This is a genomic window from Haloterrigena turkmenica DSM 5511 (genome assembly GCF_000025325.1).
Lineage (GTDB): Archaea > Halobacteriota > Halobacteria > Halobacteriales > Natrialbaceae > Haloterrigena > Haloterrigena turkmenica.
Window position 1 is genome coordinate 2,947,523 of the sequence record NC_013743.1, and the last position, 19,662, is coordinate 2,967,184.

Annotated in this window: 23 protein-coding genes; 7 read left to right on the forward strand and 16 right to left on the reverse strand. The window is 65.2% G+C overall.

Going from position 1 to position 19,662, the window contains the following annotated elements; all coding sequences use genetic code 11:
• Positions 1 to 56 precede the first annotated feature (56 nt).
• The 4 genes from HTUR_RS14185 to HTUR_RS14200 form a co-directional block, all read right to left on the reverse strand.
• Complete coding sequence (locus tag HTUR_RS14185; RefSeq protein WP_012944008.1) at positions 57 to 824, reverse strand: IclR family transcriptional regulator; 768 nt, start codon at positions 822 to 824, stop codon at positions 57 to 59.
• A gap of 139 nt (positions 825 to 963) precedes the next feature.
• Positions 964 to 1,563, reverse strand: a complete 600-nt coding sequence (locus HTUR_RS14190) for an HD domain-containing protein (RefSeq protein WP_012944009.1) — start codon at positions 1,561 to 1,563, stop codon at positions 964 to 966.
• A 4-nt stretch (positions 1,564 to 1,567) separates the two neighbouring features.
• Positions 1,568 to 2,329: an EthD domain-containing protein gene (locus HTUR_RS14195; protein WP_012944010.1), complete on the reverse strand. Its 762-nt coding sequence runs from the start codon at positions 2,327 to 2,329 to the stop codon at positions 1,568 to 1,570.
• Positions 2,330 to 2,434: 105 nt separating this feature from the next.
• Entirely contained in the window at positions 2,435 to 2,902 is a 468-nt protein-coding gene (locus HTUR_RS14200; RefSeq protein WP_012944011.1) for a VOC family protein, read from the reverse strand.
• Positions 2,903 to 3,020: 118 nt separating this feature from the next.
• On the opposite strand from HTUR_RS14200, the gene HTUR_RS14205 reads away from it, so the two are divergent.
• From HTUR_RS14205 to HTUR_RS14215, 3 genes are all read left to right on the forward strand, one after another.
• Positions 3,021 to 3,344, forward strand: a complete 324-nt coding sequence (locus tag HTUR_RS14205) for an EthD family reductase (RefSeq protein WP_012944012.1) — start codon at positions 3,021 to 3,023, stop codon at positions 3,342 to 3,344.
• Complete coding sequence (locus HTUR_RS14210; protein ID WP_012944013.1) at positions 3,341 to 5,038, forward strand: thiamine pyrophosphate-binding protein; 1,698 nt, start codon at positions 3,341 to 3,343, stop codon at positions 5,036 to 5,038. Before HTUR_RS14205 ends, HTUR_RS14210 begins: the two co-directional genes overlap by 4 nt.
• A 66-nt stretch (positions 5,039 to 5,104) precedes the next feature.
• Positions 5,105 to 6,073, forward strand: coding sequence for an NAD-dependent epimerase/dehydratase family protein (locus HTUR_RS14215; RefSeq protein WP_012944014.1), 969 nt, complete (start codon positions 5,105 to 5,107; stop codon positions 6,071 to 6,073).
• Between the two features lie 24 nt (positions 6,074 to 6,097).
• On the opposite strand, the gene HTUR_RS14220 is transcribed toward HTUR_RS14215, so the two are convergent.
• A complete protein-coding gene (locus tag HTUR_RS14220; RefSeq protein WP_012944015.1) occupies positions 6,098 to 6,289 on the reverse strand; it encodes a hypothetical protein in 192 nt (63 codons plus the stop codon).
• A 96-nt stretch (positions 6,290 to 6,385) separates the two neighbouring features.
• Here HTUR_RS14220 and HTUR_RS14225 point away from each other — a divergent pair, with 96 nt between their 5' ends.
• The gene (locus HTUR_RS14225; protein WP_012944016.1) at positions 6,386 to 7,660 is read left to right on the forward strand and encodes a M24 family metallopeptidase; all 1,275 of its coding nucleotides are present in this window, start codon (positions 6,386 to 6,388) and stop codon (positions 7,658 to 7,660) included.
• Positions 7,661 to 7,920: 260 nt separating this feature from the next.
• Positions 7,921 to 8,925 (forward strand): LLM class flavin-dependent oxidoreductase, encoded by a 1,005-nt coding sequence (locus HTUR_RS14230; protein WP_012944017.1) that lies wholly within the window; start codon positions 7,921 to 7,923, stop codon positions 8,923 to 8,925.
• 66 nt (positions 8,926 to 8,991) lie between these two features.
• Here the strand turns inward: HTUR_RS14230 and HTUR_RS14235 are convergent, their stop codons facing one another.
• From HTUR_RS14235 to paaA, 7 genes are all read right to left on the reverse strand, one after another.
• On the reverse strand, positions 8,992 to 9,408 hold the full coding sequence (locus HTUR_RS14235) for a PaaI family thioesterase (RefSeq protein WP_012944018.1): 417 nt from the start codon (positions 9,406 to 9,408) through the stop codon (positions 8,992 to 8,994).
• 92 nt (positions 9,409 to 9,500) lie between these two features.
• Positions 9,501 to 10,784 carry a phenylacetate--CoA ligase PaaK gene (paaK, locus tag HTUR_RS14240; protein ID WP_012944019.1) on the reverse strand — a complete coding sequence of 428 codons (1,284 nt, stop codon included), beginning with the start codon at positions 10,782 to 10,784 and terminating at the stop codon, positions 9,501 to 9,503.
• A 68-nt stretch (positions 10,785 to 10,852) separates the two neighbouring features.
• Positions 10,853 to 11,023: a 1,2-phenylacetyl-CoA epoxidase subunit PaaE gene (paaE, locus tag HTUR_RS27460; protein ID WP_012944020.1), complete on the reverse strand. Its 171-nt coding sequence runs from the start codon at positions 11,021 to 11,023 to the stop codon at positions 10,853 to 10,855.
• Positions 11,020 to 11,436, reverse strand: a complete 417-nt coding sequence (gene paaD, locus HTUR_RS14245; protein ID WP_012944021.1) for a 1,2-phenylacetyl-CoA epoxidase subunit PaaD — start codon at positions 11,434 to 11,436, stop codon at positions 11,020 to 11,022. The genes paaE and paaD overlap by 4 nt, the downstream gene beginning before the upstream one ends.
• Positions 11,436 to 12,308: a 1,2-phenylacetyl-CoA epoxidase subunit PaaC gene (gene paaC / locus HTUR_RS14250; RefSeq protein WP_012944022.1), complete on the reverse strand. Its 873-nt coding sequence runs from the start codon at positions 12,306 to 12,308 to the stop codon at positions 11,436 to 11,438. Before paaC ends, paaD begins: the two co-directional genes overlap by 1 nt.
• Entirely contained in the window at positions 12,308 to 12,625 is a 318-nt protein-coding gene (gene paaB, locus HTUR_RS14255; protein ID WP_012944023.1) for a 1,2-phenylacetyl-CoA epoxidase subunit PaaB, read from the reverse strand. The genes paaC and paaB overlap by 1 nt, the downstream gene beginning before the upstream one ends.
• A 2-nt stretch (positions 12,626 to 12,627) precedes the next feature.
• Positions 12,628 to 13,569, reverse strand: coding sequence for a 1,2-phenylacetyl-CoA epoxidase subunit PaaA (gene paaA / locus HTUR_RS14260; protein ID WP_012944024.1), 942 nt, complete (start codon positions 13,567 to 13,569; stop codon positions 12,628 to 12,630).
• A gap of 99 nt (positions 13,570 to 13,668) precedes the next feature.
• Here paaA and HTUR_RS14265 point away from each other — a divergent pair, with 99 nt between their 5' ends.
• Together HTUR_RS14265 and paaI are read left to right on the forward strand one after the other, a co-directional pair.
• Positions 13,669 to 14,307 (forward strand): helix-turn-helix domain-containing protein, encoded by a 639-nt coding sequence (locus tag HTUR_RS14265; RefSeq protein ID WP_012944025.1) that lies wholly within the window; start codon positions 13,669 to 13,671, stop codon positions 14,305 to 14,307.
• Between the two features lie 46 nt (positions 14,308 to 14,353).
• Complete coding sequence (gene paaI / locus HTUR_RS14270; RefSeq protein WP_012944026.1) at positions 14,354 to 14,746, forward strand: hydroxyphenylacetyl-CoA thioesterase PaaI; 393 nt, start codon at positions 14,354 to 14,356, stop codon at positions 14,744 to 14,746.
• Positions 14,747 to 14,823: 77 nt separating this feature from the next.
• Here paaI and HTUR_RS14275 read toward each other — a convergent pair whose 3' ends face one another.
• Genes HTUR_RS14275 through HTUR_RS14290 form a run of 4 tightly spaced genes read right to left on the reverse strand, consistent with a single transcriptional unit; the run spans position 14,824 to position 19,598 of the window.
• Positions 14,824 to 15,546 (reverse strand): ABC transporter ATP-binding protein, encoded by a 723-nt coding sequence (locus HTUR_RS14275; RefSeq protein ID WP_012944027.1) that lies wholly within the window; start codon positions 15,544 to 15,546, stop codon positions 14,824 to 14,826.
• Entirely contained in the window at positions 15,543 to 16,343 is an 801-nt protein-coding gene (locus HTUR_RS14280) for an ABC transporter ATP-binding protein (protein WP_012944028.1), read from the reverse strand. The genes HTUR_RS14275 and HTUR_RS14280 overlap by 4 nt, the downstream gene beginning before the upstream one ends.
• On the reverse strand, positions 16,343 to 18,301 hold the full coding sequence (locus HTUR_RS14285) for an ABC transporter permease (RefSeq protein ID WP_012944029.1): 1,959 nt from the start codon (positions 18,299 to 18,301) through the stop codon (positions 16,343 to 16,345). Before HTUR_RS14285 ends, HTUR_RS14280 begins: the two co-directional genes overlap by 1 nt.
• Before the next feature lie 31 nt (positions 18,302 to 18,332).
• Positions 18,333 to 19,598: an ABC transporter substrate-binding protein gene (locus tag HTUR_RS14290; protein WP_012944030.1), complete on the reverse strand. Its 1,266-nt coding sequence runs from the start codon at positions 19,596 to 19,598 to the stop codon at positions 18,333 to 18,335.
• Between the last annotated feature and the right edge of the window lie 64 nt (positions 19,599 to 19,662).

Below are 19,662 nucleotides of genomic sequence, written 5' to 3' on the forward strand. Positions count from 1 at the left end.
TGACGAGACGATCGGGTGAGGGTGAGCGCTGCAACGAGCGAGCGACGACGGGGCCGCTACGAGTGGGCGAGGTTGATCTCCACTTCGTTGGTCGCACCGAGCAGGAGGGATGGAAGTTCCTCGGTCATCAGGTCGTCGCGGAGTCGGTTCGCGGGGCCGGCGACGCTGATCGCGCCGATGGCCGTCCCCGACTCGTTTCTGATCGGGGCGCCGACGGCGTGGACGCCGATGACCGATTCCTCGCGGTTGAACGCGTATCCTCTGTCGCGGATCGTCGCGAGCTGGTCGTAGAGCGTGTCGCGCTCGGTGATCGTCTGGTCGGTCTGTGCGGCGAGGCCGTAGTCCTCGAGGATCGACTCGATGCGGTCGTCGGGCAGGTGCGCGAGGATGGCTTTGCCGGCGGCGAACTGGTGGAGATACGTCCGCTGTCCGATCCGCGCGTGGGTCTTGACGGAGTGTCGTCCTTCGGCGCCGTAGATGTGGACGCCCATTCCGTGCTCTTCGATCACGCACCAGACCTTCTCGTTGGTTTCCGCGGCGAGTTCGTCGACTTTGGGTCTGGCGACGTCGTACAACCGGTGGCGGTTGCGCACGTGAATGCCGTAGTCGAGGAACCACGTACTGATGCGGTAGACGTCGCCCTCCCGGACGAGTAGCCCCCGCGACTCGAGCGTTTTCACGTGCCGGTGAACCGTACTCTTCGCGAGGCCGAGTTCGTCGGCGATGTCGGTGATCCCGGCACCGTCGTCGCGTTTGAGCACGTCGACGATGTCGAAGGCCGTCTCGACGGTTTCGACCGGCCTGTGTTGGGATTCGCTTGCCATGCGTTGGCAATCGTGACGAATCGGCAAAAAGCTGTTCCCACTATTCGAACGTCTCCCGGTTTCGTTCGTGGAGTTCGAACGTGGGTTCCCCGGTCTCCCGGTTCGACTCCGACGAAATCGTGTCGGGACGTTCGAACGACTACGAGGTCTGGGAGTACTCCTCGACCCACTCCTGGAGCGTGATCCCCATCGTCGCCTGCGTGATGGCGTTCGACGACGCGGAGTTCGCGCTCTTGACGAGTTCGGCCTCGAGCGTGCGCGTGGGGACCTCGCCGAGGAAGTGCGGGATCGCGCGTTGCACGGCGAGCGGACAGCCGACCTCGTGGGCGAGGGCGTACCCCGAGATGGAGTGGGGAATCTCCTCGCTGACGTATCGCGGATCGGGGTCAGCGAGCAGTTCGTCGTCCACAAAGTCGGGATACTCGTAGCACTTGCCGACGTCGTGGAGGAGACACGCGGCGACGATCACGTCGACGTCGGGATCGGCGCCGTGGAACTCCCGCTGTTCGCGGGCGGTCTCGAGCGCGATGCGCGCGACGCCGCGAACGTGTTCGACGTTCGTGATCTCGTGGATGTTCCAGGCGTAGGGGATGTCCTCGACGTCTCGCCAGCCGCCCCGCTCTAACCCGAGCGCCCACGCTTCGACGACCCGTTCGCGCAGGTCGTCGTCGTCGATCCGCTCGAGTTCAGGAAACGCGTCGCGGACCTGACTCTCGAAGTCGCGGTCGGTGTTAGACATGCGATCACTCCTCGGCCTTGACGAGGCGCTCGCGGCCGATGAACCGAGGCCGCTCGTCGATTGCGAGGAAGTTGTCCACGTCATCACGGGCTTCCTTCGCCTTCCCTTTCTCGGGGTCGTAGTCGCGCGAGCCCTCGCTTCCCAGCGCGTCGTACAGTTTCTCGAGGTCCTCGAAGTAGAGTTCGGCGACGCCGTCGAACTCGGCGTTCTCGGGATCGGTCGGAATCACCGTGTTGTACTTCACGACGCCCTCAATCTCGCGGGCGATCGGCGTGTGGTTGTTCTGCCAGTAGTCGACGAACTCCTCGTGGCTCATTCCCTCTTGTCGGACGAGAAACGCGGAGTGCTTGTAGAGTCCGTCGGTGTCGCTGGACTTCGTCCGGTTGCTCGTGGAGCTACGCTCCACGCTGTCGCCGTCAACCTCGTCCTTCTGGACGATTTCCTCGCCGATGAACCTGGGTCGCTCCTCGACCGCGAGGAAGTTGTCGACGTCCTCGCGAGCCTCCTTCGCTTTCCCCTTCTCGGGGTCGTAGTCGCGCGACCCCTCGCTGCCCAGTGCGTCGTGGAGCGCCTCGAGGTCCTCGAAGTACAGTTCCGCCAGGCCGTCGAACTCGGCGTGGTCCGGTTTCGTCGGCAACACCTGCTGATAGCGCACGACGCCCTCGATCTCGCGGGCGATCGGCGTGTGGTTGTTCTGCCAGTAGTCGGCGAACTCCTCGTGGGACATCCCGTCCTTACGGACCAGTAACGCGACGTGTTTGTACATCACGACTGTGTTTTCCGCACAGTACAATAAATGGTGAGGCCTGTGACCGCGCCGCACGCCGTCGCGTTCCGACACCCCCGACGTAGACCGTCCGAAGCGGCGGTGTCAGAGCGACTCGCCACGGACGAACAGCTGCCGTCCCGCCTCGCGGGTCTCCGCGTACCCGTCGTAGTACTCCATGAGCTGGAGCAACGCACCGGTCGGGTTCGACGGCGCCACGAACGCTTCGCCCCAGTGTTCGAATTCGGCGTAATCGGCGACCGGGACGTCGTGTGCGTCGAGGACGTCGACCGCTCGCTCCAAGTCGGCGACCTCGAGCGTGACGTGGTGGAGGCCGGGGCCGCGTCGCTCGAGGAACTCGGTCAGGAACGATTCCGAGCCGTCCTCGGGAGCGATGAGCTCGAGCCGGGAAGCGTCGCCGAGGACGTACGTCGCCCAGGTGAACGCACCGTACTCGCTCGCCTCCTCGTGGATCTTCTCGCAGCCGAGGACGAATAGCAGTTCTTCGGCGTCGTCGATCGATTCGACGGCGATCCCGACGTGATCGACGCGCATCGCTGGCATCTCGGGCATACGGTGGAAACGACGGCCGACGCACATAGTTGTTTGGTGCATGTGAACAGTCACCGCGACCAACGGAATCACATCGCACCGATAGAACAAAGTCGGCGGACGGCAACCGTATAGATGCATGATAACATTGGTCGAGTTTCTCGTCCGGGACGACGAGTACAGCCACGAGGAATTCGTCGAACGGTGGCAGGGTGACCACGCCGAGCTGGCTCGCGAACTCCCCGGTCTGAAACGGTACAGCACGTCCGTTCCGACGGACCCCGACGACGCGGAGTACGACGGCATCCTCGAGCTCGCGTTCGAGGACGGACGGGCCATGAACGAGGCGTTCGAGTCGGACGTCGGTCAGGAGGTCATGGACGACGCCGCGGAGTTCACCGTTCCCGGCGCGGGACCGCGAATGGTCGTCGAAGAGACCGTACACGTGGACGCCGACGAATGACGACGACCGCGTCCGCACTCGTCGAGACGCTCGAAGAACTCGGCGTCGAGTACGTCTTCGGCTATCCGGGCGGCCGAGTCATCGAACTGCTCGACCACCTCCCCGAATCTGACGTGGACCTCGTCAGACCGCGCGACGAGCGCGAGGCGAGCGTCATGGCGGAGACCTACGGCCGTCTCACGGGGCGGCCGGGCGTTCTCGCCGGGCAGGGGCCGTGGATCGGCAGCCTCGGGATGATCGGTCAGATGGAGGCGCGGCTGTCCTCGTCGCCGATGGTCGTGCTCACCGAGGCCTCCGAGCGCGGCGAGTACTCGACGCTGGCACCGTACCAGCAAGCCCGCGGGGATTACGGCGGGTTCAGCCTCCCCTCGATCCTCGACGGGGTATCCAAGGAGTGGTGGTTTCCACGCACGCCGGTCGAAACCCTGCGCTCGACGCAGCTAGCGTTCAAACACGCCGTCGCCGCCCGTCCCGGTCCGACCGCGATCATCCTGGACGGCGACGCGATCACCGACGACGTCCCCGACGATCCCACGCCGACCGCGTGGGACGCCGTTTCCCAGACCCGGACATGGGACGCCGCGCCGTCCGCGTCGGACGTCGCCGACGCCGTCGACGCGCTCGAGGGAGCGGAGCGGCCGGTGATCGTCGCGGGCAACGGCGTCCACGCCGCGCAGGCCTACGACGAACTCGCGGCGGTCGCCGAGGCGTACGACTGCGTCGTCGTCACCTCGTATCTCGGCAAATCGACCTATCCCGAGACCGACGACCGCGCCGCCGGCGTCATGGGGTCGTTCGGGCACGAAGGTGCGAATCAGGTCGTCAGCGAGGCCGATACGTTGCTCGTCGCCGGCTGTCGGCTGAACCCGATGGACACGAACTGGCAGGCGCCTGAGTTCATCCGGCCGGACGAACAGATGATCGTCCACGCGGACGTCGACGCGCGCAACGCGGGCTGGGTTTACCCCGCCGACGTCGGCCTCATCGGCGACGCGAAGGAGAGCCTCGCCGCGCTCGCCGACGCCGGCGACGCGTCGAACGACTGGGCGATGGAACGCGCGGCGGCGGCCGAAGAGTGGTTTACCGCGCCCGAGTGCGAGGACGACTCGACGCCGATCAAACCCCAGCGCGCCGTCAAGGAGATCGAAGCGGTCGTCGACGAGGAGACAATCGTCACCGCCGACTCCGGCAACAACCGGTTCTGGCTGTTGTACTACCTGCAGACCCCGGCCGTCCGCACCTACTTCGGGAGCGGCGGCGTCGGGGGGATGGGATGGGCGAATCCGGCCGCGGTGTCGGCGGCGCTGACGACGGACAAGGACGTCGTCGCGGTCGCCGGAGACGGCGGCTTCTCGATGACGATGAACAGCGTCGAGACCGCCGTCGAATACGGCGTCGCGCCCACGTTCGTCGTCCTCAACGATACCAGCCTCGGGATGGTCCGACAGATGCAGGGCGAGGACGGCGACATCGCCGGCGTCGAGTTTCACGATACGGACTTCGCGAAAGCCGCCGAAGCCTTCGGCGCCGTCGGGACGCGCGCGACCGACCCCGAGGCGTTCGCCGCGGCGCTCGAGGACGGCAAGGCGGCCGACGTTCCCCACGTCATCGACGTGCGAATCGACCGCGAGGAAGACATGGCCGACACGCTGGCCTCCTCGTTCTACGAGTCGGTCGGGGGGCTGCACGAGTGACGATGCCTGACGGCCGACCCGAACGATCACCAACCTATACGTGAACCATCGACATATTACGGACACATGAACGACACCGACGCTACCGTACTGGTAACCGGCGGAACCGGCTTCATCGGTTCCTACGTGGTACAGGACCTGCTCGAACACGGCCACGACGTCGTCGCGTACGACCTCTCGACGGACACGGAGATCCTCGAGAAACTCGGCGTCGCCGACGACGTGGACGTTCGACGCGGCGACGTCTCCGAGCCGACCGACGTGATCCGCGCGGTCAAGGAGACGGGAACGACCCACATCGTCCACCTCGCAGCGCTGCTGACGACGACGGCGCGCGAGAACCCCCGAAGCGCGGCCGACGTGAACGTCATGGGGACGAACAACGTCTTCGAGGCGGCGCGCACGCTCGACGATCAGATCGAGCGCGTCGCGTGGGCGTCCTCGGCGGCGGTCTACGCCCCGCCGCACAACTACGACGCGGAGTGGATCGACGAGGACGAACTCGTCTATCCGGACACGCTCTACGGCGCGACCAAGGAGTACAACGAACACCAGGCCCGGGTCTACCACGAGGACTACGGCCTCGACCACGTCGCGCTCCGGCCGACGGTCGCCTACGGCCCCTACCGCGAGACCGGCGGCTCGGCGTTTCTCGCAAACATCATCGAGAAACCCGCCCTCGGAGAGTCCTACAGCGTCGAGTACGGCGATCAGGCGATCGACTGGCAGCACGTCGAGGACATCGCCCAGGCGTTTCGGAAGGCGGCGTTTACGCCCGAAGACGAGCTGTCGCAGCGAGTCTACAACGTCCGCGGCGTGCTCGCGACGGTCCGCGAAGCCGCCGAGACCGTCGAGTCGATCCTGCCCGACGCCGACGTCGACGTCTCGGACGACGGCGAACTCCCCTGGACGCAGAACCTCGACATGACGAAGGCCCAAGAGGATCTCGGGTACGAGGTCCAGTACGACCTCGAGTCGGGCTTCCGGAAGTACGTCGACGTCTTGCGCGACGAAGCGGGTCTTGATCCGATCTGACCCGCCGTAGTCGGCGGTTTCGACTCAGTTCGAGCCGTCTCCACGCTCGCGGACTCGCTCGATTTCCTCCTCGTCGAGGAGGTCCATCAGGTTCTCGTCGCCGGCTCGGTAGCGCTCGAGTTCCGATTCGGTCAGCTTGCGCTCGATCTCGTCGTCTCCGAGGCGCGACTCGAGCATCTCGTCGATGTCTTCCGGATCGTAGCCGGGTATTGGCATGTACGGACATAGCACGCCGACGACCTTATAGGCGGGTGTCCCTCGCCGATCGCCGCCAGCGGTACGGTTTAGTGGATTCCCGTGATACGCCGCGACATGACGTTCTACGAGCGGGACTTCATGGAAGGAACGCGCGGCACGCAGGCCGTCGACTGGGAGCAGCGAATCGACACGCAGCGGCTTCGCGAGGAACGCAAGGAGAAAGCGCTCGAGCGCCTCCGGGAGACGGATCTCGGCGCGATGCTGCTCGTTTCGGACCCCAACATCCGGTACGTCACCGGACTGGCGATGACCGGCGGCAGCGGCGCGGACCACTACACGCTCCTGACCGAGAACGGCGACATCGTCCACTGGGACACCGCCGACCACGCGAGCAATCAGCGGTTCAACTGCCCCTGGCTGCACGACATCCGCTACGCCTGTCCGGGACTCGGGAACGTTCCGCGGGCCTCGGGCAGCCCGTCGGCTCGGCAGTTCCTGCGCTCGACGATGGCCGAGACGGTCCACGAGGCCATGGAGGAGTACGGCGTCGCCGACGAGAAACTCGGCGTCGACGTCGGCAACCGAGGACTGCTCGAGGCCCTCGAGGATCGCGGCCTCGAAACCGATCCGGGAACGGCGCAGTCGGTGATGGAGGACGCCCGAAAGGTCAAGACCGAAGACGAGATCGAGTGCCTGCGTCAGGTCGCGGCGATCTGCGAGGCCGGCTTCCAGCGGATCGCGGACACGGCGAAGCCGGGCAAGCGCGAGAACGAGGTCTGGGGAGAGGCGGTCGAGGAACTGTGGCGTCACGGCGCGTTCGTCGGCGGCGGCTACCTCACCTCCGGGCCGAACACGTGGCCGAAACACCAGGCGAACACGACCGACCGGGCGATCCGCCCCGGCGATCTCGTCTACGCCGACTTCTATAACATCGGCTACCTCGGCTACCGATCGTGTTATTACCGCACCTTCTCGATGGGCGAGCCGACCGACGAGCAGCGAGAGGCCTACGAAACGGCTCGAGACAACCTCTACGACGTCCTCGAGCGAATCGAACCCGGCGCGACGACCGACGAGATCGCCGAGGGGTTCCCGAACATGGAGGGCGAGCACGCCGACTACTACGACGCCGACGAGCACTGGCAGCTGACCACGAACCACTGGGCCCACGGGCTCGGACTCCAGCTGTACGAGGTGCCGCTGATCTGGCGCGGCCTCTCGCCCGACCATCCCATCGAGATCGAGGAGGGGATGGCGATGGCCGTCGAGACCCAGGAGCCGGCCGGCCGGCAGGGCGTTCGCGTCGAGGAGATGGTCGTCGTCCGCGAGAGCGGCGTCGAAATCCTGAGCCAGTGGCCGGTCGAGGAGATCACCGTCATCGATTACTAGTCGCACCGAAACGGGTGTTTTCGTCGAGGTTTCGTGAGCGTGGTGTGAGCTGTTTCGACGACGAACCGCTCGAGAACACCACGAAAGCCCCACCCACGGTGGTCTGTCCGGCCAGCCGATAGGAGTGGGACTGAAAGGGGCTGGTGCGGTCGATCCCACCCAGACGCGGTAAGGACCGAAGCGACGGTCGAATCCAAACCGGTACACAACCAGGAGCCGGCTCACCAACAATTAAGCCAATTCCGCGTGATATCGGGCATATGAAACTCGGGACGGGCCTGTTCACCGCCCAGCAGCGGCCGGACGACGACCGCGAGGCGAGCGACCTGTACGACGAGATACGCACGCTGACCCGCGAAATCGAGGCCGCGGGCCTCGACAGCGCCTGGGTATCGGAACACCACTTCGCCGACGACGGCTACCTCTCGGCGACGATGCCGACCCTGGGTGCGATGGCCGCCGAGACGGACGACCTCGAGATCGGGAGCTGCGTCGCGCTCGGACCGCTGTACGACCCGATCAGGCTCGCGGAGGACGCCGCCACCGTCGATCTGCTCGCCGACGGCCGACTGACGCTGGGGCTCGCGATCGGCTCGAACCCGCGGGAGTTCGACGTCTTCGGCGTCCCGCGGGACGAGCGGGCAGAGCGGCTCGTCGACCTCGTGCCGTTCCTCCGGAGCGCCTGGAGCGGGGGCGACCTCGAGTACGATTCCGCGTTCCACGACGTGCCGACGGACGTTTCGATCACGCCGAAACCAACCGACGAATCGGTCCCGATCATGCTCGGCGGCGGCGCGAAGCCGGCCGTCCGTCGGGCGGCTCGGATCGGCGACGCGTGGTGTGCCCCCTCAGCGCTCTCGGTCGAGGGCGTTCGCAAGCGCGTCGAGGACATCCGCCGCGTCCGGGAGGAGGGCCTCGAGGACGACTTCACGATCTACGTCCTCCAGCATGGCTGGGTCGGCGACTCCCGCGAAGACGCCTGGGAGACGATGCGGGACGGCTACTTCTACCTCCAGCGGCGGTACGCGGAGATCTTCTCCGGCGAGTCCGTCGACGAACTCGAGGCCGAGCGCAAGCGAGAACTGAAAGAGCAGGCCGTCTTCGGCACGCCGGAGCAAGTAGTCGACGAACTCGAGCGGTATCGCGAGGCGCTCGGCGACGACGTCCACTTCATCCTCCGGACGTACTACCCGGGCACCGGCACGGAAGAGATGATCGACTGCGTCCATCGGCTCGGAAGCGAGGTAGCGCCGGAACTCGAGTAGAGCGGACGGCCGGCCGGGTCGATAGCCGGACGTAACGAAACGGAACACGTAGGAAATGAGTCTCGATCAGCCAGTCTTGTAGACCCCGCGCGCGTCGGCGATGTGCGTCCCGACGGCGTCGGCGTCTTCGGGAGACTCCCCGCCGTTTTCGGCGTAGACGTCCACGTCGACGACGCCGACGTCGCTCCCGCAGCGCACGACGTCGGCTTCCGCGTAGAGGTCGCCGGTGCCGGCGTTGAGGTAGTCGATCCGCATGTCGATCGTCGGGACGGGTTGCTCGACCAGCGAGACCAGCGCCGCGCCGCCGACGGTGTCCGCGAGGGTGAACGTGACGCCGCCGTGGGCCATCAGCCGGTCCTCGTTCCACGAGAGGTCCTCGCTCATCTCGAGGCGGCCCTCGGCGTGCCCGTCCTCGCAGTCGGTGACGTCGATCCCGAGCAGGGAGGCGAACGGCATGCCCTCGAAGAAGGCTTCGATGTCCATGCAAGATACTGTCTCGCGGACCGTATTAAAAGTGGGAGTCGGCGCCGTCCGACGGGACGCGTCCGACGCCACTCGAGGGACCACGATCTGGTTCAGCGATGGTCGTAGACACGTTTGACCTTCCCGACCTCCGTTCGCTCGAGCGTCCCGGACTCGACCAACTCGAGTTCGTCGGGCGTGAACGACAGCGCGTTCTGTAGTCGCTCGAGGATCTCGCTCCGGAGTCGGTCGCGGTCGCCGTCGAACGCCTCCTGCAGTTCGATCGTGAGTTCGAGGGTGTCGAGGTTGTCCTCGCGCTCGAGGTCGATGCGGTAGTAGGGCGCGACCGCCTCGAACTCGAGGACGACGGCCTCGATCTCGCTGGGATAGAGGTTGACGCCGCGCACGATGATGAGATCATCGGCGCGGCCGGTGACGCCGTCCATTCGGACCATCGTGCGGCCGCACGCACACTCGTCGGTCGTGAGCGTGGTGAGGTCGCCGGTGCGGTAGCGGAGCACTGGTAACGCCTCCTTCGTAAGCGACGTGAGCACGAGTTCGCCCTCCTCGCCCTCCGGGAGGACCTCGCCGGTTCGGGGATCGACGACCTCGGGGTAGAAGTGATCCTCCCAGATGTGCATCCCGTCCTGGGCCTCGTGACACTCGACGGCGACGCCCGGACCGATCAGTTCGGAGAGCCCGTAGTTCTCGATACCGGTCGCGTCGAGGCGCTCTTCGATCTCCTCGCGCATCGGTTCCGTACAGGGTTCGGCGCCGTAGAGCACCGTCGAGAGCGGCAGTTCGCGCGGATCGACGTCCATCTCCTCGGCCGTCTCGGCGAAGTACAGCGCGTACGACGGCGTACAGCCGATCGCGTCGCTCTCGAGGTCGCGTGCGAGTTCGACCTGGCGCTGGGTGTTCCCGCCGCTCGCGGGGATCACCGTCGCCCCGAACGCTTCGGCGCCGCCGTGGAAGCCGAGCCCGCCGGTAAAGAGCCCGTAGCCGTAGGCGTTCTGAAACGTCTCGCCCGGATCGAGGCCCGCGGCGTCCATCGATCGCGCCATCACCTCGTCCCACAGCTCGAGGTCGTCCTCGGTGTAGGCGACGATCTTGGGTTTGCCCGTCGTACCCGAGGAGGCGTGGATCCGCCGGATGTCGGCGTCGTCGACGGCGAAGAGGCCGTCGGGATACTCGTCGCGGAAGTCCTCTTTCGTCGTGAACGGAAGCGTTCGGACGTCGTCGATCTGCTCGATGTCCGACGGCGCGACGCCGGCCTCGTCCAGGGCCTCCCGGTAAAAGGGGACGTTCTCGTAGGCGTACGCGACGGTTTCGCGGAGTCGTTCGGATTGCAGTTCCCGCAGCTCCTCCCGACGAGTGTGCTGGATAGTCTCTGACATGGGGTCTTGCAGTAGATCACGGTATCGAATACCAAAATTCTTCGCTCGCCAACGCTCTCGAGGACCGATTACTCGAACTTCTCGAACGGTTGCTCGCAACTGTTACAGTAGTGCATCGACCGGCAGAGCGACGGTCCTTTCGGGTGTTCGCGGACGGTATCCGTCGACTCGCAGTAGGGACACTCGGCGCCCTCCGCCGCTCCGCTGGTCGTCACGCTCGGATCGAGATCCCGTCTCATATGCTGAGTCCGAACTCCCTGAGGTCGTCTTTGCCCTGGTCGGTCACCATCTCGACGGTCCACTCCGGACTCCAGACGAGCCGCAACTCGACGTCCTCGACGCCGTCGACGGCGGCGACCGCGGCTTCGACCTCCTCCGTGAGCATGTCTCGAGCGGGACAGCCCGAGTACGTCAGCGTCATGTCGACGGTCGCGACCCCGTCGGCGACGTCGACGCCGTAGATCAGTCCGAGATCGACGATGCTGATCGGCATCTCGGGGTCTTCGATCCCGTAGAGGACGTCCCACACGTCGGCCGCGAGGCCGGTCGCGTCGTCGCCGGTCGCGGGGAGGTCGGCCGTCGACTCCCCTTCGCGGTAGTCGGTGTAGGCACAGGGCGTGGCGTCGGTGTCGTCCGGAATATTGCTACTCATCACTCTGGTTTGTCCATGATTCTGGTCGTCTCGGTGCGCCCGAGTTCGCGGTAGGTGTGGGTGAATTCATCGTAGAGGTCGAACCACGCGTCGGTGTGGGTTCCGTCGCGACCGCGCTCCTCGGGGAGCATGTCCCCGGTCACTTCGAACTCGAACTCGTCGGTATCGCCGCCCGTGCGCCCGTCCACCGGCAGCTCGAGGTCGAGCGACTCGAGGTACGGGACGACGATCGACAGCCACTCCTCGCCGAGTTCCTCGAGGGTCGCGTCGCGAAGCCCGAGGTCGACGATATCGTCTTCGACGTCGGGGTCGACGGGTTCGAAGAGCGTGAACGCGTACGGGAACAGCCGATCGAGCGCGTCCTGCAGGCGTTCGCGACCCTCGCCGTCGTCGGCGAGCCGCTCCAGCCAGTTCTGGGCGTGCTCGAGGTGGTACTCCTCCTCGCTTCGGATCTTGCCGACGCGGTCGGCGATCTTCGGGTGCGCGGAGTCGACGAGCGCCTCGAGCCGGAGGTCCTCGGCGACGTCGTAGAGGTACGATCGGAGGACGGCGTCGGCCCAGTCGCCCTCCTCGAAGGGGAGTTCGACCAGCGTGCTGTGCCGGAAGTCGCCGGGATCGCGCTCGTAGACGAGGTCTCGCTCCTCGAGGCCGACGTCGCCGAGGACGTCGTACCACAGGCGGGCGTGGCCGAGTTCGTCCTGGGCGTTGTTCGCCAGCGCGAGGTCCGACTCGAGGCTGGGCGCGCGGACCTGCCACTCGGTGTAGCGCTCGGCCAGCACGAACTCGTCGTCGGCCAGCCGCTTCAGGAGCGTCTCGAGGGCCGTCCGCTCGCGCTCGTCGAGTTCGTCGGGGTTCTCGAGGTTCGCCGCCATCAGTCGTCACCCCGCTGTCGTTCGGCGGTCGCCTGTTCGTCTTCGGACTCGACGACCTCGCTCGCGTCCGTGCCGGTCGTGTTGTACGCGGTCGCCCACCGGTAGCTCTTGTCGGTCGTCCCGCCGAACGCGACGTCTTCGGAGTCGATCTCGCCGATCTCCTCCCGCGGAACGACCCAGAGGCTGTTGGTCGGCTTGCGCCGACCGTGCTGGATGGCCGCGAACTGCCTGGCCATCTCGCGGTCCGACGCGTGGACGTTACCGCAGTGCGTGTGATACTGGCCGGTTTTCTCCTGGCGGAATACTTCCCAGATCATGGTCAGTCGGCCGCCTGCGGCGCGTGGCCGCCGGCGGCGGAAGCGTCTCCTTCGATCGTGTCACGGACCCACTGAACGGCCTCCTGTGCGGCCTTGCGGCCGTTGATCTGATCCAGACCGGGTTCGTAGTCGTTCTTCGCGATTGTGAAGAACTCGTCCCAGTCGAGGTCGTCCTCCTCGACCTCGTAGGTGCCGTCGTCCCGCTCGCGAATCCGGGGCTCGTCGGGGATCTCGAGGCCGTACTTTCGGGCCTTGGGGATGTACTGATCGAGGAACGCGTTGCGCAGTTGGTCGTTGGACTGCTGTTTGAGCCCCACCGAGGTCGCGAAGTCGTGGTGGGTGCTCTTGTCGTCGGTCGGACCGAAGAACTGGATGATGCGGGGCCACCACCCCTCGAAGGCCTCCTGAGTCATCCGCTGTTCCTTCTTCGACCCCGACATGAGTTCCGCGAGGATGTCCTCGCCGTGTTTGACGTGGAACCCCTCCTCGAAACACACCTTGTCCATCGCGTGGGCGTACGGCTCCCAGCTGGTCCGTCGGAGCGTCGCCTGACGACGCATCGCCGCGCCATCGACGAAGAAGGCGATCATCGGCGTCTCGACCCAGCTCTCCATCGGATAGTGGAAGCAGTTTAAGAACTTCCCGTCGCCGTTGGCGAGGTCGTCCAGCATCTCCTCGCGCGTCTTGACTCCCAGCGACTCGGCGGCGCGGTAGAGCAGCTGTCCGTGACCGATCTCGTCTTGCACCTTCGCGGAGAACGCCAGCTTGCGGTCGATGCTCGGCGCCTGGCGGATGAACGGGCGCTCGAGGTACGCGCCCATGATCTCGCTGTTCGCGTGGAACTCGATCATCCGCGTGGCCGCTTTCCGGTACTCCTCGGGGAGGTCGTCGGCGGGGCTGAACTCCCGCGGCCCCGCGCGTTCTTTCGCTGTTTCCAGGTCCATCGTTTCATCCGAATGAACGCTGGATAGACCCTTATGGGTTGACCGCCGTATAACGCGGTTTTAAATACTGGTGGGTGGTAACGGGGGACATATCTCGTTATGATCGACGAATGTCTCGCGGTCGAATTCCGCGTTCAGAACGACGATTGTCCGCTTTCGGAGGCGACGCGGGAAGTCGACGTCGAGATCGGTGCGCAGCCGCCACAGCACCGCAGCGACGGCTACGATCTCCTCAAGTTCAGTTCGCCCAAGAGCGACCGGCTCACTCGATTACTCGACGACGACGACCGGATCTCGTACCTGCACGTCTCGCGGACAGACGGGCGCTATCGGTACCGCTGCCTGTCGAAAGAGCCCTGTGTCGTCCACCGACTGATCGACGGCGGACTCATCGTCGAGACGCTGCGATACCGCGACGGCGCGGCGATGATCTTCGGCGCGGTCGTCGGCCGCGACGTCCTCAAGGGCGTCATGGAGGCCGCCGGCGAGACCGTCGGGGTCACGCTCGAGCGCGTCTATCCCCTGCAGGCCGAAGCGAAGGAATCCCCCGGCCACCGATGGGACCTCACGCCGGCCCAGGAGGAGTGCCTTCGGACGGCCCTCGAGATGGGGTACTTCACCATCCCCCGGAACGCCTCGTCGGAGGCGGTCGCCGACGAGCTCGGGATCAGTAAATCGGCGTTTCTCGAGCGGCTCCGACGTGGCGAGGCGGCGCTGTTTCGCCAGATCTTCAGCTGAGATTCCGCCGCTAGATACTTTTACCTCCGTATCGGTGTGATACCGTATGGCAGACATCGAAACGGTTCGTCGGCGCATCGAGAGCGACGCCTACTGCGAGACCCTCGGAATCGAACTCGTCCACCTCGAGCCGGGGACCGCGAGCACCCGCCTCGAAGTGAGCGAGGAGCTGACGAACTTCCACGGCACGCCCCACGGCGGGGCGATCTACTCGCTGGCCGACGCGGCCTTCGCCGCGGCGTCGAACTCCTACGGGGAGACCGCGGTCGCACTGGAGACGAACGTCTCGTACCTCGAAGCCGTCGAGGTCGGCGCCGTCCTCACCGCGACCGCGGCGGAGACCCACGGCGGCGGTCGGACGGCCGAGTACGAGGTCGTCGTCACGGACGAGGCCGACGATCGAATCGCGACGTTTCGAGGACGCGTCTACAAACCGTGACCGGCCGTCGATTCGAGGCCGACGAGACGAAATCGCTGTGAACGTATCGCTCCGCCGAAAGCGCGTCCGAGCGTCGATTACGCGGTGACGCCCAGATACCGATCGAGGATCTCGTCGTTCGCCTCGAGATCCTCGGCGGTCCCCTCGTAGACGATCTCGCCCTGGTTGATGACGTAGTTCCGGTCCGCGAGCTCGAGGCAGACGTGGACGTTCTGCTCGACGAGCAAGACGGTGATGCCCCGGTCGTTGAGTTCGCGAACGATGTCCATCACGTCCTGAACGATGTACGGCGCGAGCCCCTCGGTCGGCTCGTCGAGCAGGATGAGATCGGCGCCGCCGACGAGCGCGCGGGCGATCGCTAACATCTGCTGTTCGCCGCCAGACAGGGACGAGCCGGCGTTCTCCGTCCGCGCGTTCAGGTTCTCGAACATCTCGAGGGCTTCCTCGATCGACAGCGAATCGACGTCCGACGCGCCGCCGTGGTCGGCGATCTGCAGGTTCTCCCGAACGGTCAGTTCGGGGAAGATCTGGCGCTCCTCGGGGACGAGCGCGAGCCCGCGCGTGACCGTCTCCGTCGCGTCGAGCATCGAAATATCCTCGCCTCGATAGCGGACGGTGCCGCTCGTCGGATTGAGAATGCCCATGATCGTCCGCAGCGTCGTCGTCTTGCCGGCGCCGTTGCGGCCCACCAGCGAGACGATCTCGCCTTCGTCGATCGAGAGCGATAGCTCGCGAAGCACCTGCGTGTCCCCGTATCCCGAATCGACCGCGTCGACCGAGAGCAGCGGTTCGGCGCTCATTCCATCATCCCCCCGAGATAGGCGTCCTGGACGTCCCGATTCGCGGCGATTTCGTCGGGCGTCCCCTCCGCGAGGATCTGCCCGCGATTCAACACGGTGATGCGGTCAGAGAGTTCCATGACGAGTTCGATGTCGTGTTCGATGAGCAGCAACGTCTGGTCGACCAGCACGTCTTCGATCAGTTCGATCGTCTCCTGGGTCTCCTCGACGCTCATGCCGGCGGTCGGCTCGTCGAACAGCACCAGGTCGGGCTCGGTCGCGAGGACGACGCCGATCTCGAGGCGTCGCTTGTCGCCGTACGCGAGCGCGTTCGCCTCCTCGTCGGCGACGTCGCTCAGTCCGATGCGCTCGAGGATCCGGTCGGTCCGGTCGTTCATCCCCTTGTACCGGTCGGTCGGTTTGAACAGCGATTCGACGAACCCGTACCGATCGCGGTCGATCGACTGGGCCGCCAACCTGACGTTCTCGCGGACGCTGAGTCCGCCGAAGATATTCGAGATCTGGAACGAGCGGCCGATGCCGCGGCGGACGCGTTCCGCTGGCGAGAGCGTCGTGATGTCCTCGCCGTCGAAGTAGATCCGCCCGTCGGTGACTGGCAGTGCGCCGGTGACGAGGTTGAACAGCGTGGTCTTTCCCGCGCCGTTCGGGCCGATGATACTGCGGAACTCGCCGCGTTCGACCGTCAGATCGACGCGATCGGTCGCGGTGAACTGCCCGAATTTCTTGACCAACTCGTCCGTTCGGAGGATCGTCTCGTCCGTGACTCGCTCGTCCGTTTCGATCGGTTCCGTAGCCATCAGTCGTCACCTCTCATGTGCGAATCGTCCGGCGTCGGTTCCGCACCCGGACCGGAGTCCCTCGTCACGAGGGGTTTGAGCCGCGCCGGAAGCGAGACCAGTCCGCGCGGGAGGAAGATCACGAACAGGAGGAAAAGCGTCCCGAGCACCAGTCGCCACCGCGGCGTGAAGTCGGTGAGGATCTCCTCGAGGCCGAAGAACACGGTCGATCCGACGATCGGTCCGTAGAGCGTCCCCATCCCGCCGAGGATGACCATCACGATCACCTCGCCGGAGTGGAGCCAGTAGGCGAACGAGGGCGCCGCGTACCCCGAGTTGAGCGTGAAGAGCCCGCCGGCCAGACCGGCCAGCGCCCCGCTGACAACGAACGCGCGGCGTTTGTACCGCGTCGTCTCGTAGCCGAGGAACGTCGCTCGCTGTTCGTTCTCGCGGATCGACTTGAGGACCGACCCGAACGGCGAGTTGAGCATTCGTCGGGTGAGGAGGAACGACCCGATCAGGGCCGCCAGCGCGATGTAGTAGAACAGCGACTGCCCGGTCAGGGCGACCGGACCGAGGAAGAGTCCGATCTCGTCGAGCGCGATTCCCACCCCGGCGATCCCGTAGTACGTCGAGATGCCGAACAGCCCCTCGGAGCCGCCGGTGATCTCGAGTCGATACAGCATGTTGTAGAACAGTTCGGCGAAGCCGAGGGTGATCATCGCGAAGTAGACGCCGGAGACGCGGATCGAGAGGTAGCCGACGACCCACGCGATGGCTGCGGAAATGACGATCGCGAGGCCGATCGCGACGAACGCCGACTGACTCACGTGTAGTAACACGATCGCGACGGCGTACGCGCCGAGCCCGTAGAACAGCGCGTGACCGAGCGAGACCAGTCCGGTGTACCCCATCACGAAGTCCAGACTGAGCGCGAACAGCGCCCAGACGAGGATCTCGATCGCGAGCGTGACCGTATACGTCGAATAGAACGTCCCCGCCCCGAGCGGGAGCAGGGCGAGTAGCCCGACCGCCGCGAGTCCGACCCACTTGCGGGTCCGATCGTCGAGGACGCCGCCGGACCCGGTCAGCAGTTCGCCGCCCTCTTCTTCCATCTCGACGCCGAACAGTCCGCGGGGCCGGACGAGGAGAATACTGATCATCAGCAGGAAGATCACCATTCCCTCGAGGATCGGCGCGTACGTCCGCAGGAGCGTCTGAATGATGCCGACGAGGAGCCCGCCGGCGACGGCCCCTTTGAAGCTGCCCAGGCCGCCGAGGACGACGATGACGAACGCCGGAATGATGACCGACATCCCCATCTCGGGGCTGACCGTTTGGTAGCCGCCGAGGATGATCCCGGCGACCGCGGCGAGCGCCGCCCCCATTCCGAAAACCAGCGAGTAGTACCGGTCGATATCGATGCCGAGGTTCCGGACCATCTGCCGGTCCTGGGAACCCGCACGAATGATCAGACCGTACTTCGTGTACTCGAGCATCGCCCAGACGGAGAGCGCCATCGCGGCGCCGAAGACGATGACGAACACGTTGTACACGCTGGCGTTGAGTCCGATGACGTCGATCGTTCCCGAGAGGATCGCCGGGGTCGGGAGGTTGACGTTGCCGGGCTCCCAGATCAGGTAAATCAGGTCGTTGATGACCAGTACCAGCCCGAACGTCAACAGAATGTGGTACAGCGGGTTCCGTCCGTACAACGGTCGCACCGTGAACCGTTCGATCGCGACGCCGAGGATACCGACGAGCAGCGGTGCGACGAACAACGCGGCGAAAAACGCCGTTCCGCCGAACGGCGTGATCAGCGCCAGGGCGAAGTACGCTCCCAGCGCGAACAGCTCGCCGTGAGCGAAGTTGATGACGTGCATGACGCCGAAGATGACCGACAGGCCGGCGGCTAAGAGGACGTACACCACGCCGATCGTCAACCCGTCTACCAGTTGTTGTAAGATTCCACCAATCATTGGTTATCGAACGGCGTTTTCCATGAGCGTGTTACAGTTCACAGCCGGTTTCCTCGCAGTCGGGTGCGGCCTCTTCGCCGGAGAGTTGGGTCAGGAGTTCGACGTCGGCGAGCTCCCCGGAGTCCGGTTCGACGCACTCGCCCATCCAGACCGGATTCATCGCCTGCTGGTCGCACTTCCGGAACCGGTTGGGACCGAAGATCGTGTCGTGTTCCATGCCCGAGAGCGACTCCCTGACCGTCGTGGGATCGCGCGACCCCGCCTCGCGGATGCCGTTGGCGACCATGCGGATCGATTCGTAGCCGACGCGCGAGAAGTTGTCCGGCGGGGCGTCGTACTCGCTTTCGTAGGCCTGGACGAACTCCTGGTTGTCTCCGGTTTCGATCTCCGGAACGTATCGAACACCGCTGTAGGTGTTGTACACACCCTCTCCGCCGCCCGCCCGTACGGCTCGGAACGAACCGGTCGTCGTCACGATGGGGATCTCGTCCGGCAGGCCGCGCGAACTGGCCTGCGAGAGGAAAATCGCGAGGTCGGCACCGGTCATCCCCACGACGAGCGCGTCGGCCTCGTCACTGACGTCCGAAATCTGACTGATGAACGCCTCGAAGTTCGTCGAGCCCTGATCCGACCTGGTTACGTTGACCCGCTCGTAGGAGTCGCTAGTGGACTCCATTCGCGTCTCGACCTCGTTCAGTACCGACTCGCCGTACGCGTAGTCCGCGATGTGATAGACGATCTGATCGCCGAGTTCGTCGGCGGTCCACTGGGCCATCACCTCCGCGATCTGTGCGGTGCTCGTCTCGAACCGAAACACGTACTCGTTGCAGTTCTCGCCGGTGATCGAGATATCCGCCGCTCCCGGCGTGTAGACGACTTCGTTATCGGCGACGAAACTGTTGATCGCGAGCGCGGCCGAACTCGAGATACAGCCGCTGATGAACTGTGCGCCGTCGGATTGGACCGCCTGCTGGGCCTGCTGGGTCGCCGTCGCCGGGTCGAGTTGCGTATCGTACTCCTCGTGTTCGATCGTGAAGTCGTACTCATCGCTGTCGTTGATCTGCTGGATCGCCAGTTCGGTTCCCTGATAGTGTTCCTTCGCGAGAGCGCTAAACTCGCCTGTCCTCGGCTCGAGAACGCCGAACTGGACCGTGTCGAAGTTCTCGTCGTCTCCGCCACCCAACTCGTCCGGATCGCCGACGCAGCCGGCCAATCCGGATATCCCGATCGTACCGCCAGCGGTAATTGCCTTTAGTAAATCACGCCTCCGGCCACGCGGCCTGTTATCTCGAGCCATACCTTCAGTAGATTACATCATCCTATAAAAATCGACCCCGTTTTATGGCGGTTTTATACACGCC